This is a genomic window from Paenibacillus agaridevorans (assembly GCF_003112455.1).
Taxonomy (GTDB): domain Bacteria; phylum Bacillota; class Bacilli; order Paenibacillales; family Paenibacillaceae; genus Pristimantibacillus; species Pristimantibacillus agaridevorans.
Genome location: NZ_BDQX01000005.1, coordinates 1 through 16,028, shown reverse-complemented (window position 1 = coordinate 16,028; position 16,028 = coordinate 1). Strand labels below are relative to the sequence as shown.

The following is a 16,028-nucleotide window of genomic DNA, read 5'->3' as shown; positions in this document are numbered from 1 at the left end:
CCCTGCCGCACCGTCGCGAAGCCGTGCCGCGCCGTGCGTCGGAGGCGGGAAAAACAGCCTCATCAATAATTGGACGGGCAAAGGCAGGCCGCCGCTATTGCTGCTCCTAATCGTATTGTTGCCGCCGGGATCGACGCTGAGAAGCCGAATGCCTTCGGCCTCTGCGGCCGCCGCGTGTTCCTGCGTCCATAACGACAGGGCCAGCTTGGAGTCGGCATAGGGGCCAAGCAGCTTCTTGAAGGATTCCGGGGAGGCCAGCTTCCCGGGTTCCAGACGTTTGACCATCCCGGCCGCATTCGACGAAGTGCCCACGACGGTAGGCCTGTCGCCTTGCAGCAGCAGCTCCTTAAGCTCGTTGTAGATAATGTACGGCACGACGGTATGCAGCTCGTAATGAAGCTCGCGTCCTTGCCTGGAGTAGAGCAGCTCGGAGAAGCTGCCTCCCGCGTTGTTGTAGAGGACGTCGATTCGGGTTTCATGCGCGCGGATTTCTTCCAGCACTTTCCTTAGGCTCGCATAATCGGAGAGATCCCCGCGGTATGTTCTGAGCTTGGAAGTCCGCAGCATCCCGTTCAGCAGCTCATCGTCCTTGGGGAGCTCCGAACGGTTGAGGGCAATGACCTGCCAGCCTTCCCTCAGCAGCAAGCGAGCGAGCTCCAGGCCAATGCCGTGGCTAGCGCCGGTAATAAGCGCTACCCGTTCGTTTTGGTTGTTTTTTGTCATCGTGGTCATAGAGTATCATGCCTCCTTCATGGCGGTGGGTCACAGATGCGATGTAATTAGATGCATTGTAGAACTTGGAGTTGGCTTCAAGTCAAGGGCTTTTTTTGAAAGGGATTGGAAGCTTGACTTGGAGCCGGCTCCAACTTATATAATCGGAAGAATACGATGAATCGGAGCAAGGAGAGAGCCGAGATGAACGCAGAACGAACCTATACGATTGCGCAGGCCTCGTCGCATACCGGATTATCGGGGGATACGATTCGTTACTATGAGAGAATACAGCTCCTGCCGCCGCCGGTAAGGAAGGAGAACGGTCACCGCCGTTATACGGATGATGATATTGCCACGATGAAGCTGCTGCTCTGCCTAAAGAAGACGGGATTGTCGCTGGAGGAGATGAAGCCATTCCTGGGCATCTCGCTCGACGGCGATCTGACGGAACATCAGGACTTGATCGACATGATGGAAAGCCATAGGGAGAAGGTCCGCGCGCAGATGGAGGAACTGGCCAAGGTCGTGGCCTTCATCGACGAGAAGCTCGGCAATCGTTCGCTTGCGAATACGGGCTGCGAAGGGAATTGACAATTCCGGTCAATGAGAATAGAATGAATGACAAATCCAAAGGCAATGATCAAGGACATGAAGGATTGCACATACCGCCCAGAGAGAGGGGACCCGGCTGAAAGCCCCTTAGGTCATGACATTCGTTTACCGCCTTGCAGCCGCAAGTTTGAAATTCCGCCAGCGAGGCCTCGCCGCCGGAAGTGTAAGGCTTGCCGGGTATTCCCGTTACAGAAAACACAAGGATTCGTCTGGCGGTTCGCCACCGCGAGAGACGAATTGAATTTGGGTGGAACCACGAGCGCGCTCGTCCCTTTGCGGATGAGGCGCTTTTTTTGATTTCTACGAACGGGAGCGCCTCATCCATCGATAAGACCAACAACATACCAATCGGCTATAACCAAGGACATGTGCGGCTTACGCATGCCGACAGAGAGAGGGGCCCCGTGCTGAAAGCCCCTTCGGACATGGAAGACGCGTACCCCCTTGCAGCCGCGATTCCGAAATCCGTGCGCCTCGCGCAGGCAACGGAGACTATGAACCGCCGGGAGTTCCCGTTACAGAACGTCGAAGGATTCGCATGCATGGCCCAATTCCCGGTTACACCGGGAGGCTCCTCGCGCGGATCGAACTTTGGGTGGAACCACGAGCACGCTCGTCCCTATGCGGACGGGCTTTTTTTGATTTTTCCGAACCAATAAAAAGAAGGAGATGAAGACGATGAGCAAACATGAACAACGATCGGAGCAAGCGGGAAGGGCAGCGGCCCTGCTGCTCGCGGAGGCGGTAAGGCGAATATATCCGGAGGCCAAGCTAGGCATGGGAGGCCTGGTGAATCAGGGTTTCTATTATGATTTTGATTTTTCGGAGGAGTCATCCGTTCCAACATCCGCCGAGCTGGCCGCCATACAGGAGGAGATGAGGAGCGTTGCGGCGGAATCGTCGCGGCGAAGCGTCATGCGGCTATCGCGCGCGGAGGCGCAGCGTCTGTTCGAGGAGAAGGGCGAGCTTTGGAAGGCGGAGCTGCTTCGTGAGGCGGACAAGGACGAGGTGCTGCTGCTGAAACGGGATGCCTACCTGGATCTGATACTTGAAGAGGGAATGCCGCCGAATGATGCAGAGAGCGCGGAATTGTCGTTCAGGCTGCTAAGCGTGGCTGGCGCGTATTGGCAAGGCGACAGCGGCAATGCGGTCCTGCAGCGGATCTACGGCGTTGCATTCGAAAGCGCGGAGGAGCTGGAATCGTATCTGATCTGGCAGGAGGAGGCGCAGCATCGCGACCATCGCAAGCTCGGCAAGCAGCTGGAGCTGTTCATGTTCGCGGACGAGGCCCCGGGCATGCCGTTTTATCTGCCCAAAGGGACGATCCTTCGGAACGAGCTGGAGCGTCTGGCACGGGAATTTCTGCAGAAGTTCGGATACGAAGAGGTGCGGACGCCGTTCATCATGGACCGGGCCATGTGGGAGCAGTCCGGCCACTTCGAGCATTACCGCGAGAATATGTATTTCTCGGAGCTGGATAACACGCAGGTAGCGGTCAAGCCGATGAATTGCCCGGGACATATGCTGATGTTCAAGAGCAAACGCCATTCGTACAAGGAACTGCCCATCCGGTATGCGGAGTTCGGCCAGGTGCATCGTTACGAATTCAGCGGAGCGCTGAACGGACTGTTCCGCGTGCGGACGTTCTGCCAGGACGATGCGCATCTGTTCGTGCGGCCGGATCAGGTCGAGGAGGAGATCCTGCGGACAATCGAGCTGATCCAGTCCGTCTACGAGCTGTTCGGCTTCGCGTACAGCCTGGAGCTGTCGACAAGGCCGCAGCATTCCATGGGCAGCGACGAGCAGTGGGAGCTGGCGGAAGCGGGGCTGCGGAGAGCGCTTGAGGCGGCCCAAGCGCCTTATGCGGTAAATGCCGGCGACGGGGCGTTCTATGGACCGAAGATCGACTTCCACATTAAGGACGCGTTAGGCCGCAGCCATCAATGCGGCACGGTGCAGCTCGATTTCCAGATGCCCGGGAAATTCGGTTTGTCGTATATCGACGAGCGAAACGAGAAGCGGACGCCGATTGTCATCCACCGCGCCGTGTACGGCTCCATCGACCGGTTCCTCGGCATACTGATCGAGCATTACGCGGGGGCGTTTCCTCTATGGCTGGCGCCGGTGCAAGTGATGCTGCTGCCTGTGGCGGGCGCGCACGAGGTCTATGCGTCGGAGCTGCGCGAGAAGCTGGCCGCCACCGGCATTAGAGCCGAAGTCGACAAGCGTAACGAGAAGCTGGGCTACCGCATGCGCGAAGCCGGCCTGGCGAAAATTCCGTTCGTCGCCGTTGTCGGCGACAAAGAGCAAGCCGGAGGAAGCCTGCAGGTTCGGGAGCGCGGAGATGGGAATCAGCGGGAATACGGCGTAGAGTCGTTTGTCGCGATGGTGAGCGAGCAGTTTCGAGGGAGGAAGTCCTGATTGGACATTCTGAATGGACTAAACGGAAGTCCTGAACGGTTATCCTAAAAGAGGCAGCCCCAAAAATGTTCGCATGATCTGGGAACACTATTGGGCAAGCCTCATCGTTCTCTCGTTCTTTCGTCCTGGCAGCCCATAGGAACCGTCAAGTCGGCATATTTTGCCGCGAAGCCAACAGCTTGGCCTGCTTGCTGCGATATTGCGACGGCGTGCTATCCACCCACTTGCGGAACTGGCTGGAGAAGTGGGACGGGATGGGCCAGCCCACCCGCGCTCCGACCGCCTCGATGGACAGATCGGTGGAAGCGAGCAGCAGGCAGGCCTCCTGTACGCGGCGGGCCAGCAAATAGTCGGTCACCGTATGACCCGTTTCCTCGCGGAACAGATGGGAGACATGATACTTGGATAGGTGCAGGTCGCTTGCGAGCTTCTCCAGTTGGAACGGCTCGTGATAGTGCTGCTCGATCCACTCCAGGATTGCTTCGGTATGCGAGGCGGAGCGGGAGGCGGACGGCAACCTGTCCTGCGGATAAGCGCCTTCGCTCTCCAGAAAGACGAGCAACTGCATAAGCAAGGCGGTATGCAGCGAATGGCGGCCCTCCGGAGGCGCCTTCTGCAGCAGGGAACTATAATAGAGGAGGAGCGGCTCCACGGGATGGCGGCTGGAGAAGCCGCGGAACACATGCGTCGTCAATCGATCCTTCCAAATGCGCCGTAGTCCGGCGGCCAGACTGCCGAAGGTTTGGAGCGTGCCAGCCACCGCATTTGGCTCGAAGTGCAAGATGGAGCGGGTGTAGGGCGAGTGATCCGTCAGCGCTTTCACATAATGAAGCTGATAGGGCTGAAAGAGGAACAAGGTGCCGGGCTCGATGGTGTAGACCGTCTGATCGAGCACGACGCTGCCTTCCCCTTCGTGGACGTATAGCAGCTCGATGCCTTGATGGTAATGAAAGTAGCCCCGGTAGCCAGGCTCTGCCTCCCGATGCAGATTGGCGTGGATAGGCGCCTCCTGAAAATCGACGAACGAGATGCGGCTCATATCGTTCTCCTTCCTTGTTAAGACTTGTCCAGCCGATTATTAATCGCAATTTAACTATAGTCTATCACAAGACAACTGAACTGTCGCAACGCAACATCTGGTATCCTCATAGGTAGAAACCAATGGGAAGAGGGATGCGCATGTGGCAGCAAATTATGGACGACGTGGTACAGAAAACGAAACAAAACATCGAGCGTTACGGCGATTTATTCCCGCATGTCAGTTTAAACGATCAATACCTGCTTAATGATAATACGGATTGGACGGACGGCTTCTGGTCGGGCCTGCTGTGGCTCTGTTACGAATATTCGGGAGACGAGAGCTTTAAGGAAGCGGCTCGCCGTACGGTGGCCAGCTTCAGGAAGCGCCTCGACAACAATATCGCGCTGGATCATCACGATATCGGCTTCCTGTACTCTCTATCGTCGAAGGCGCAGTGGATGATTGATGGCGACGAAGAAGCGAAGCAGCTGACGATCGAAGCGGCGGATGTGCTAATGGGTCGCTGGCGTCCGGAGATCGGCATCATCCAGGCCTGGGGGCCGAAGGGAGATCCGGATAACGGCGGTCGGATCATTATCGACTGTCTGATGAACCTGCCGCTGCTCTACTGGGCGCACAAGGTAACAGGAGAACAGAAATATTACGACGTTGCGGTAGCGCATGCGGAACAAAGCCGCCGTTTCCTCGTTCGCGGAGACGATTCCTCGTACCATACGTTCTACTTCGATCAGGAGACGGGCGACGCGCTGCGCGGAGGCACGCATCAGGGCTATAAGGACGGCTCGACGTGGACGCGCGGACAGGCATGGGGCATCTATGGTTTTGCGTTATCCTACCACTATACCAAAAACGAGCAGTATCTCGAGACTTCCATTCGGTTGGCGAAATATTTCCTGGAACGTCTGCCGGAAGATCTTGTCGTATACTGGGACTTCGACGCCCCCGTTAACGCGGAGACGAAACGCGACAGCTCGGCTTCGGCCATCACGGCATGCGGCATTCTGGAGCTGCTCAAGGTATTGCCGGCGGATCATGAGGATCGCGCAACCCTCGAGAAGGGTCTGGAGCAGACGATGAAGGGACTTGCAGAAGGATACTCCACGGTGGGCAAGCCGGATGCGCAAGGGCTGCTTGAGCGCGGCTCTTACAGCGTGCGCGGAGGCCACTCCCCGGACGACTATATGATCTGGGGCGACTATTACTATATGGAAGCGTTGATGCGTATCGAGAAGGGCCATAAGGGCTACTGGTACGAATAAAAATTACGGTTCATGCCGGGGCCAGGTCGGCTCCAGGCACCGCATACAAGAAGAAATCGCCGCACGGGCTTGGACTCGGGCGGCGTTTTTTTGCGCGCTTGGCCGCACAGGCGCACGGAGCAGAAATGAGCAAGAAGCGGGGGTGTGCAATGCCAAATATGGAAATGATGCACCTTTTCCCTCCTCAGCGACGTCAAAGAGATTAGAGATATCCTAAAAGGGGGTTGTATTGTGCGAAGAATCAAATACATGATGTTTCTGATCGTCAGCATAATGTTCGTCTCGATCGTGTCGGCGGGATGCAGCGGGAAATCTTCCGGGACACCGCCGGGCGAGCCAGGTGGCGCTCAAGTCGATCGGGTTGTCGTCTCCCGCTCCATCGAATTCGCTCGCGTAAACGACAAGCCATACGGCATATTCGACGGGAAAAAGGAAATAGAGGCCTTCGCCAAGGCGATTCAGACGGGGGATAAAATGAGAGGGCAGCTGGATATCGACTTCCCGGATTACGACGTCGTCATCGACCGGAACGGCAAACGCAAGCAAATTCACTTGTGGCTGGACCAGCGAAGCAACCGCGGCATGTTTACGTATGTGAGCGACACGGGAACAGGGTACACGCTGACGGAGAAGTCGACGAAGGAGCTTGTGGACCTGATCTGGGGAATCGGTTATGATTCCGACAAGGCTGCAGAGAACGGAGATGTCGTAGCCGAGCTGTCCGGGGGCGTTCGCAATGCGGAGCATTGGCTTTCTTTTGTAGACCATGTAGAGAGGGGAGAGCTCGCCGACATTCAGGTCGTCTACTATACGAAAGAGGGCGATCCAATCTTTCGTAATCTGATCCATAACGGGGATTCGCTCAGACTCAGGTACGACAATACTCATGATGCATATGGAACGCCGGTGGACCGAACGGATTTCTGCGAAGGAATCGAGGCTCAGGAAACGGAGCAAGGGACGGTTTATACGCTCTCGGGCTGCGGAGACAGCGAGACGGGTTTTGAGCTTGTGCTCCCGGGCTCCGGCGGCGGGGACTGATTCCGCAGTGCCTGAGTCGTTGCCTCCCTCGCCCTGTATGCTATACTGTATATCAAATACACAAATAGCGGACGACGGCGGTGAAGTAGGTCACGATGACACGGAATGAAGAGAACGAGCGGGATGAGAAGCTGAAAGTGCTGCCGGACAGCGTGAAGCTGAGCTGGGGCATTACGAAGAAGGGGCGCAGAGGGCCTAAAGGGGAGCTAAGCGTTCCCCAGATCGTGCAAGCGGCGATTGCCATTGCCGACGAAGAAGGGCTGACGGCGGTGTCGATGAGCCGGGTGGCCCAGTCGCTCGGGTACACGACGATGTCGCTGTATCGATACATCGCAAGCAAAAACGATCTCCTTCTGCTTATGCAGGACGCGGTGTGCGACTTCCCTATACCGGAGGAGCGGAGCGGGGAGTCATGGCGGGAACGGATGAAGGAATACGTGGCACTGTCCGTTGCGGTATTCCGCGAGCATCCATGGTATGCGGATATTCCGTTCGAGAGTTTGCCGCTTATGCCTCATAACCTCCGTATCCTCGACTGGATGATGCGCATTATGAGGGACTTTCCCGTCAACCATTTTGAGAAAATGTCGTTCCTGCTGCTTGTCAGCAGCTACTCCAGAGCTTGCGGCATGATCGAGCGCGACGTCGCGCTTGTGATGAAGGAAAAGGGCTCCATGGACAGCTTCCATGGCCAAAATTATACGGCCGCGCTGCAAGAGCTGATCAAGCCGGACCAGTACCCTTACTTGCATCCCCTCATCATGTCGGGAGCGTATACGGACGAGGCGGACAACCCAATCAAGGACGATCTGGATTTCGGGCTGGAGCGCATCCTGGACGGCATCGAGCAATATATCGAGATGAAGCGAAAGCTGACATAAGGAAGACTGCACATGGCTTCGAACAAAAAATCACTCATCGCCCCTTCCTCTCCTGGAAGGACGCGTGAGTGATTTTTTAATTTAGGTAAGCAATCCATTCGCCATGCGTTCTCTCTATATCTCGGAATGCAACGCTCCGCGCCGCCACAGGACGGCGTAGCCGTTTCACTTTGACGTATAGGAAAGCATATGAGTTTACTCATACTTTCGCTATACGTTTCACCACGTTCCGCTGAAAATTATATTTCATATCGTCCGACTACTTAGGGGCGCGGCCTGCAGGAATTGTACCTATATACACAAATTTTCACCCATTTATACTGGAAAACAGAGAAATTGATCGTATATACATAAATCCGCCCCGACAATGAATCAAAATCTCCTTTTGCGGATGAGATTTGTGTATATTTGTACAATTTGCTGTTCTGAGGCGAGCTTGGCTCGCAAAATTGAGCATTATTGCTCAATTGCTGTCCGGAGCGATACTTCTTGTGTTCGTTAGTCCCGGGATTTCCGAGCGAATGCAATGGCACCCCAGATCATGGCGCCGGCCAATATTCCTCCGCACCATAGGAGTGCTTGCCAGCCGTGATCGGAGGCAGGGCTGCCGGACAGCAGGCTTCGGATGGTCTCGATGACGGGCGTGATGGGCTGGTGGTTCGCGAACCCCTGCAGCCACGAAGGCATCGTCTCCGTCGGCACGAACGCGCTGGACAGGTATGGGAGGAACAGCAGCGCGAAGCCGTAGCCGCTCGCGGCCGCCGGACTGCCGGTTACGAGACCGATTGCCGCGAACAGCCAGGTAAAAGTCAGAATGAACAAGGCGACGAGTCCCACTGCCAGCAGCCACTCCACGAAGCTTGCACTGGGCTCGAAGCCGACGAGCAACGCGACGCCGATCACGATGCAGGTAGCGACGAGATTGCGCGCGAGGCTGGCCGCGACGTGACCGGTTATGACGGCCGTTGCCTGGATCGGCATCGTCCGAAATCGGTCGATGATGCCGTTTGTCATATCGGTCGCTACGTCGACGGCCGTACTGGAGGCGCCGAAGCCGGCGCATAACAAAATGATGCCGGGAACGACATAATTGACATAATCGCCGCCGGAGGAGATGGCTCCGCCGAATACATAAGTAAAGAGCAGCATAAGGAATATGGGCAGCATAATGGCCATGAGCAGAGCCTCGACATTGCGAATGCTATGGCGCAGGCTGCGCCCGATAAATACGATGTTAGTCGTCCATAACGTTTTCATCCTGCGGATACCTCCTTGCTTGCCGTTCCTGTCGACTCTTGTGTAAGCGCGAGGAACACATCGTCCATGCTAGGCTTGCGGATCCCGATCCGAGTGTCGGGCGGATAGAGGCCGACGAGCTCGTTTATGGTTTGACGGATGTCGGTGAGGCCTCCGGTCGTTGGAATGGAGGTTAAGAGCTCGTCGTTGCCGTCGCGCAGCTCGATGACTTCTCCGCCGACTCTGGCCTTCAGCTCTTCCGAGGTGCCCTCGGCCACGATGTGTCCGCCGTGAATAACGGCGATTCGATCGGCTAACTCGTCGGCTTCTTCCAGATACTGCGTCGTGAGCAGAATTGTAATGCCTTGCTGCTTGAGCGCCAGAATCATCTCCCACAGGGCGCGGCGGCTGATCGTATCCAGCCCTGTCGTCGGCTCGTCAAGGAACAGGACGGAGCGATTGGCGACAAGACTGAGCGCGAGATCCAGGCGGCGGCGCATGCCTCCGGAGTAGGTTTTGGCGCGTTTGCCGGCTGCATCTTGCAGTTGGAATTGCTTTAGCAGCTCATTTGTTCTTTTGCGGGCCTCCGCAAAGGATAATCCGGATAATCGGCACATCATCATCAGGTTCTCTTCGCCGGTCAGCACTTCGTCGACAGCCGCGAACTGGCCGGTCAAGCTGATGGAGCGCTTTACCTCCTTGCGGTCGCGGATCACGTCGTGGCCCGCTACGCTTGCGGACCCGGCATCGTGGGATGCCAGCGTGGAGAGGATGCGGATTAACGTTGTTTTGCCTGCGCCGTTCGGCCCCAGCAGCGCGAAGATGGTCCCCGAGGGTACGGAGAGGTCGAGTCCGTTCAGAACGCTTTTGTTTTTGTACGATTTGCAAAGTCCTCGTACATGGATAGCATAAGTTGTCATGCGGCTTCACTCCTTATCTCATTAACTGTATGTGTTATAAACAGTATATGTCGCACTCTATTTTTACTCCTCGGTCTTGAGACTGAACTTGAGGGGCCGGCAGATGTAGATTCGGAAATGGAAAAAGGGGCTGTCCAATAAGTCTCCAAAATAAAAAGTTGGGCGGAAAATGTCTTCCGTCCAACTTATTTGTGAACCTGCTTTTTCGGGAAAGTGGCGAGGGGGATGCCTGCCACTTAACAGTTAACCAAAACGGTGCATCCTGCATTCCGTTTTCACTGATTTATTGGATAACCATTTTGCCAGGAGCTGGCCTATTTGGTGGATTGTATATGAATTTTCATACACGTTTGGCCAGGATCCGGCCTATTTGGGGAATTGTGTATGAATTTTCATACACGTTTGGCCAGGATCCGGCCAGTTTGGTGGATTGTGTATGAATTTTCATACACGTTTGGCTAGGTGCCAGCCTAACGCTACCCGGCTACCTTAAAAGTTCACTTCTCGGACAGCCCCTTTTAAATTACTTCTATACTTGGCCTCTATTTCTAGGAATGAAACGTACTGCGCCGCCAAAGGACGGCGACAGCCGTTTCACCTTGATTAAAGTGCATTCTCTTCATGCATGCCTTTTATTGGACGAAGTTGGCTTCTACCTCTGCGCTGGCCGGAGGCAACTCCATGCCTTTCTTCCAGACGAGCACGGAATCCTTTTTGCTTCCGAAGTAGAGGGCTTCGATCTCGCGGCCATTGCCGTCGTTTAATTGGTAGGCGTTGTTTTCGCCTTCGCCGAAGGTGTAGTACATGTTGAAGAGACCAACATCTACGATTTTTTTCTTTTTGACAACGGGACGCAGAGGGACGATGTACATGTTGCCATTCTCGTCGAATTCGAAGCTTGTCCGATTCAGATCATATTCATCCTTTATGGACACATGATAGACGATTCGACCGTCCGATAAGCGGGACACGTCGGATATCTCAATCATGTCCGACGGCACGGGGCGGATATTCCATTGGAACAGCCCGATATACCCGGAAACCAATACTGCGAAGATCGATACGGTAATGACGGCACCCTTCGTAAAAGCCATCATCTTTGAGCGGCCCCACACCTTCGAGAGAGAACGAAGCCCGGAGCCCTCCCGGGAATTCGATTCGAGAACGGATGGCGAAAGCGGCAGCGCCGCTTCCAACTCGGCGAGTGCCATCCGGCAATCGTCGCACTTCGTTATATGGTCCTCGACGAAGCGGCGGCTGGCAGGGCTGCACACCTCATCGGCGTACAGCGGCAACAGGTCTTTGACGATGTCGCAAGTGGTATCCTTCATGGGGAATCCTCCTTCAATTCGGCTAGCAGCCTTTTTTTGGCGCGATAGAAGGTGACCCTGGCCCAGCTTTCCGTCTTGCCGAACAGCCCGCTAATCTGGGCGAACGACAGCTCGCCGAAAATGCGCAAGGTGAACACTTCCTTATAAGGCTCGTCCATTTTGTGAAGCGCCTGATGAACGCGATAGGCTTGCTCTCTGTTCGCCAAGGCGTCTTCCAGATTCGGACTCCGTAAGTTCGCGCGTTCGATCGCGGTATCCTGAGATATCCGCTTCTGTTTGTCCACATAGGTGAAATAGCTGTTTTTGGCGATTTGGCAGAGCCAGACGCTCATCTTGCATTCGCCTTTAAACGCATCGATGTTCTTTATTGCTTTGAGGAACGTTTCTTGCGTAATATCCTCCGCGATGGCGGCATCACGGCTTAGCGAAAGTACGAATGCATAGACGGGCTTAAAGTAATCGGCATAGATTTGCTCGAAATCGGTCACATTCTCACGTCCTTACGACAATAAGACTGGCTGGGAAGGAATTCGTTACAAGTTTTTATAGAAAAATCGGATCGTTCGTGACAAAATGGGAATGTTTGATAATCGTTAATCATCTTAACAAGTTTGGAGGCAGCTTTCCATGCGCGTTTCGTTCAAATCGTTTATTGCGGGCTTCGCTTGCTGCGCGTTGCTTAGCGCTACTACTGCGTACGCTGCGGTCGGCTCGACCCGTATTGAGGTTTTCTTTAAGGATATTAAGTACATGATTGACGGGGAGCAGAAGCAGCCGGCACCGGACAAGCAGGGGTTTGTGTACAAAGGGACCACCTATGTGCCGATTCGGTTCGTGGGGGAATCGCTGGGCAAGGAAGTGCTCTGGGACCCCGACCAGGAGACTGTCTGGGTAAGCGACGATCCCGGGGAGCTTACGTTGGATGACCTTGGCATAACGGATGCCGTAACCGGCGCGGAAATACAGCTAGGCATGACCAGAGAAGACGTGGAGAAACAGCTGGGTGAACCGGTCAATGAGTTTGCGGGGAGGTATAATTACGATGGCCTGCAAGTGTATTATCGGGACGGCAAGGCCGTCGGTTTTATTATCAATGCATCCGATAATGAGACGGACAGATTTAAGACAACTAGGGGTATTGGACTGGGTACGCCTTATCGGGACGTATTAAGTCAATATGGAAGTCCGCGTGGACAAGAATCAACTTACGGCGACTTTTATGACAGCTCCATTATTTATCTGTTCAAGGACGAGGAAGGTATTTTGGAGAAATTAACGTCGCGTCTAGAACCTTGGGACACCTCGAAGGTATATTACTTATCCATGAATGTGTTCAATAATGGCAACCGAACCATTGGCTTTTTATTGATCGGCGACAAACAATTTGCCATGAATTCGAATTAAATTCAGGTATTTATCTTCATATATAATGGCCTCTGCAACGAATGATTTCGACGAATCTGCCCCCGGCGATCACGAATTCTGAAAAAAAGTTAATCCTGCAAACGTTTTCGAGTGTGCTATAATTTGGCGAAGCCCGAGGGGACTAGAGCCAAGCAGCACAGCACAAGCGATTGCTAGGAGGTAATCAAGATCGGAAAGGCCAGACGATTTCATAAACAATGGATACATATTATAATGGCGGCAATGCTGCTCCTCGCCATGCCGCTGACAGCCGCGGCCGCGCCGCAAGGAGCAAAGGCGGATAAGAACGCCGTCGTCAAGCTCGACGGAGAGCAAGTGAAGCTGTCCGAACCGCCGATGATGCTGGACGGGAGGTTGTTCCTTCCGGTAGCGCTCATTGCGCAATTGTTCGACGCCAAGAAGGTAAGCTGGGATAAAGCGAATCAGGAGACGACGATCGAAACCGTGTTAGGCGATACAATCGTTTTGGGAGATGGCGTGCCAGTCGTCTATTTCAACGAGGGGCGATATGTGATGGATGCCGCGCCGTTTATCGAGAACGGCAGAATGTACGCGCCGCTGCGACATGTGGCCGAGCTTCTGCATGCTACCGTGAAGTGGAACAAAGAGGAAGAGGCCGCCGAGCTGAAGACGGTTGAACCTGCGGTCATAAGCGAGGAGAATGCGCTGACGGACGTGGTCAAGGCATTTGGCACGAGCGAAACGGAGCTGCTTCAGCGCAACGAGCTTAAGAGCAAGGATGCCGTCAAGGCCGGCGTCAAACTGCGCGTGGTCATGCCCTCCGTTCTGGAAAAACCAGCCAAGTCCTTTACAGAGCAGGACTACACGCTGTTAGCGAAAATTACGATGGTGGAGTCGGGTTACGAATCGTACGAAGGCCAGCTTGCCGTCGCCAACGTTATTTTGAACCGCGTCAAGGATTCCCGATTCCCGAGCAGCGTTAAAGATGTTATCTACTCCGGCAAGCAATTTCCGCCGGCGCATAACGGGCTGCTCGACAAGGCGAAGCCGAACGCAAGCGTATTGCGCGCCGCAAAGGATGCCTTGAACGGCAAAAACAACGTGCAGGGAGCCGTCTATTTCTTCAACCCGAAGGTGTCGAAAGGGGCGTTCTGGTCCAGTTTGGACGTTGTCGCGAAGATCGGACATCATCATTTTGCCGAATAGAGTATAAGAGGGACGCTTGACCGAGTTGTCGGTTATGCGTCTTTTTTTGTTGTATTTACTGATGCTTCCGGCGTCGGAGTCGGATGAGCCATATAGCGACGATTGAGACGGCGAGCAAACCTGCGACGGCAACTAGCGCGGGAATCAACGCGTTCGAGTTCGACGGGGGCGATGAACTTGGATCAATCCTGCTTGCCTCGCTTGATATCGGGATTGGCTGGATAGCGATGTCCTTCATGGCGAGCTCTCTTGACGCGTTCCAGAGCCCGCTTCGACCGCATAGATGAGTGCGGAGCTTTCCTTCCCGTTCGCCTCCGAATACGAGATACGTCTGACCGGGCTCGTACGGATCCCATCCGTTGTCATAGATTTCGATGCGTGATTCGGCTACGCCTTTCCACGCTGTCTGCACCTGGAAGATCGTCAGCCCTTCTTTGTTCGCGGCAATAGCCTGCCCCATGAATGCGACGGAGCTGCGGGCCAGCTCTTCTGCCGCGGGCTCGGGCTCGGCGCAACTTAATGCCTGGACAGAGGGCAACGAGGCAAGCGTGAGACAACTGCCAATCATGAGGATAAGGGCAATGATTTTCTTCATGAGGCAACCTCCTCTCCTGCCAGAAAGTTATTTATCTTACTGACGTTTACAATGAAAAAGAGGTTGCTCCGGCGCGTAATTTTTTTGCAACTGGATAATGGCAATAGCCGAATACGCTTATTTCAATACATTCTCCGCCATTCTGTCCGCTGCGGCCGCTGTCGATAATCCCGAGACGGTTGCAGATTGGAACACCTTCATAAGCGTGCCGTAGATGTTCTCCACGTTACGCTTCGCCTCCGCCGCATCTCCTCCGCTTAACTCAGATCCTGTTACAATGATGCCGCCCGCGTTAATAACGTAATCCGGTGCGTACAGAATGCCAAGTTTGCGCAGCTCGTCTCCGTGTCGCGGCTCCGCGAGCTGGTTGTTCGCTGCGCCTGCCACGATTCTGCAGTCCAGCCGACTCAGGATGTCGTCGTTCAGTATTCCTCCAAGCGCGCAAGGCGCGAAGACATCGCATGGTACGGCGAAGATAGCTTGTGGCGTAATGGTTGCAGCGCCGAACTCCATAGCGGCCAGCTTGACGCGCGCCTCGTCGATGTCCGTCACGACGAGGCAGGCTCCAGCCTCGTGAAGGTAGCGGCATAGCCGGAAGCCGACCTTGCCCAGCCCCTGTACGGCGACGGTCCGGCCCAGCACGGATTCCATGCCGAACACTCTTTTCAGCGCAGCCCGAATGCCGAGATACACCCCGTACGCCGTCATTGTGGCGGTAAGATCATTGACGGCGCCCAGGGACCCCGACACGTCGGTCACATAGGAGGTCGTCTCGCGAATGTGGTCCATGTCGGCGACTGTCGTGCCGAGATCCATTCCGGTAATGTAATGCCCTTGCAACCGATCGATGTAACGTCCCAGCATTCGGAGCAGTCCGTCGCGCGGACCCTGCTTTGGGTGAGAGAGAATGACGGCTTTGCCGCCGCCATAGCGGAGTCCGGAGATTGCGTTTTTGTAGGTCATGCCTTTGGCTAGCCTCAAGGCGTCGCTAATGGCCGCTTCGTCGTTGTCGTATTGCCACATTCTGCAACCGCCGAGTGCAGGCCCCAATCTGGTATTGTCGATGGCTATAATCGCCTTAAACCCGCTTGCACGGTCCTGGAGGAAGAACACCCCTTCATAATCCGGTTGCCACATCTCCATGGGAGGCCCTCCTTCGCCTGTAAGTGCTGTATGGTGTAGGATATTCAGCGCAGAGCGGGGAGGACTAGGCTTTCGAAGGAGAATAGCAGTGCGAAGCGCCGATTGAATGATCAACTGTAACTAAAGCATTAGCAGCCTTGGCAAATCGTTCATCTTGATTCAGGCGAATTCGGCTGCACGCGTTGTAGCCCGACGCGCCGCAGAGCACAATAGCCCGAAAAAGTCGGGCTACAGAAGCGCC

At 55.0% G+C, this 16,028-nt stretch carries 15 protein-coding genes; 7 read left to right on the top strand and 8 right to left on the bottom strand.

Annotated features, from left to right (window positions below; all coding sequences use genetic code 11):
• Positions 1-732: SDR family NAD(P)-dependent oxidoreductase (locus PAT3040_RS00125; RefSeq protein WP_258234761.1), on the bottom strand; the 732-nt coding region annotated here is incomplete at its 3' end.
• A gap of 183 nt (positions 733-915) precedes the next feature.
• Between PAT3040_RS00125 and PAT3040_RS00120 the strand changes: the two genes are divergently transcribed.
• Both PAT3040_RS00120 and thrS read left to right on the top strand, forming a co-directional pair.
• Complete coding sequence (locus tag PAT3040_RS00120; RefSeq protein WP_108991022.1) at positions 916-1,305, top strand: MerR family transcriptional regulator; 390 nt, start codon at positions 916-918, stop codon at positions 1,303-1,305.
• Between the two features lie 699 nt (positions 1,306-2,004).
• Positions 2,005-3,747, top strand: a complete 1,743-nt coding sequence (thrS, locus tag PAT3040_RS00110; protein WP_181376347.1) for a threonine--tRNA ligase — start codon at positions 2,005-2,007, stop codon at positions 3,745-3,747.
• A 145-nt stretch (positions 3,748-3,892) separates the two neighbouring features.
• Here thrS and PAT3040_RS00105 read toward each other — a convergent pair whose 3' ends face one another.
• Positions 3,893-4,786, bottom strand: a complete 894-nt coding sequence (locus PAT3040_RS00105; protein ID WP_108991019.1) for an AraC family transcriptional regulator — start codon at positions 4,784-4,786, stop codon at positions 3,893-3,895.
• Between the two features lie 134 nt (positions 4,787-4,920).
• Between PAT3040_RS00105 and PAT3040_RS00100 the strand changes: the two genes are divergently transcribed.
• From PAT3040_RS00100 to PAT3040_RS00090, 3 genes are all read left to right on the top strand, one after another.
• Positions 4,921-6,048 (top strand): glycoside hydrolase family 88 protein, encoded by a 1,128-nt coding sequence (locus tag PAT3040_RS00100; RefSeq protein ID WP_108991018.1) that lies wholly within the window; start codon positions 4,921-4,923, stop codon positions 6,046-6,048.
• Between the two features lie 231 nt (positions 6,049-6,279).
• A complete protein-coding gene (locus PAT3040_RS00095; protein WP_108991017.1) occupies positions 6,280-7,089 on the top strand; it encodes a DUF4362 domain-containing protein in 810 nt (269 codons plus the stop codon).
• Between the two features lie 95 nt (positions 7,090-7,184).
• Positions 7,185-7,970 (top strand): TetR/AcrR family transcriptional regulator, encoded by a 786-nt coding sequence (locus PAT3040_RS00090; RefSeq protein ID WP_108991016.1) that lies wholly within the window; start codon positions 7,185-7,187, stop codon positions 7,968-7,970.
• Between the two features lie 498 nt (positions 7,971-8,468).
• On the opposite strand, the gene PAT3040_RS00085 is transcribed toward PAT3040_RS00090, so the two are convergent.
• From PAT3040_RS00085 to PAT3040_RS00070, 4 genes are all read right to left on the bottom strand, one after another.
• On the bottom strand, positions 8,469-9,227 hold the full coding sequence (locus PAT3040_RS00085) for an ABC transporter permease (RefSeq protein WP_108991015.1): 759 nt from the start codon (positions 9,225-9,227) through the stop codon (positions 8,469-8,471).
• Positions 9,224-10,126 carry an ATP-binding cassette domain-containing protein gene (locus PAT3040_RS00080; RefSeq protein ID WP_108991014.1) on the bottom strand — a complete coding sequence of 301 codons (903 nt, stop codon included), beginning with the start codon at positions 10,124-10,126 and terminating at the stop codon, positions 9,224-9,226. Before PAT3040_RS00080 ends, PAT3040_RS00085 begins: the two co-directional genes overlap by 4 nt.
• Before the next feature lie 632 nt (positions 10,127-10,758).
• Complete coding sequence (locus PAT3040_RS00075) at positions 10,759-11,457, bottom strand: zf-HC2 domain-containing protein (RefSeq protein WP_087569177.1); 699 nt, start codon at positions 11,455-11,457, stop codon at positions 10,759-10,761.
• Positions 11,454-11,945, bottom strand: coding sequence for an RNA polymerase sigma factor (locus PAT3040_RS00070; RefSeq protein ID WP_087569176.1), 492 nt, complete (start codon positions 11,943-11,945; stop codon positions 11,454-11,456). Before PAT3040_RS00070 ends, PAT3040_RS00075 begins: the two co-directional genes overlap by 4 nt.
• A 139-nt stretch (positions 11,946-12,084) precedes the next feature.
• Between PAT3040_RS00070 and PAT3040_RS00065 the strand changes: the two genes are divergently transcribed.
• Positions 12,085-12,861 (top strand): stalk domain-containing protein, encoded by a 777-nt coding sequence (locus PAT3040_RS00065; RefSeq protein ID WP_108991013.1) that lies wholly within the window; start codon positions 12,085-12,087, stop codon positions 12,859-12,861.
• A gap of 234 nt (positions 12,862-13,095) precedes the next feature.
• Positions 13,096-14,049, top strand: coding sequence for a cell wall hydrolase (locus tag PAT3040_RS00060; protein WP_108991012.1), 954 nt, complete (start codon positions 13,096-13,098; stop codon positions 14,047-14,049).
• A gap of 55 nt (positions 14,050-14,104) precedes the next feature.
• Here the strand turns inward: PAT3040_RS00060 and PAT3040_RS00055 are convergent, their stop codons facing one another.
• Positions 14,105-14,644 carry a hypothetical protein gene (locus PAT3040_RS00055; protein ID WP_108991011.1) on the bottom strand — a complete coding sequence of 180 codons (540 nt, stop codon included), beginning with the start codon at positions 14,642-14,644 and terminating at the stop codon, positions 14,105-14,107.
• Between the two features lie 117 nt (positions 14,645-14,761).
• A complete protein-coding gene (locus PAT3040_RS00050; protein WP_087569172.1) occupies positions 14,762-15,787 on the bottom strand; it encodes a Leu/Phe/Val dehydrogenase in 1,026 nt (341 codons plus the stop codon).
• Positions 15,788-16,028 lie beyond the last annotated feature (241 nt).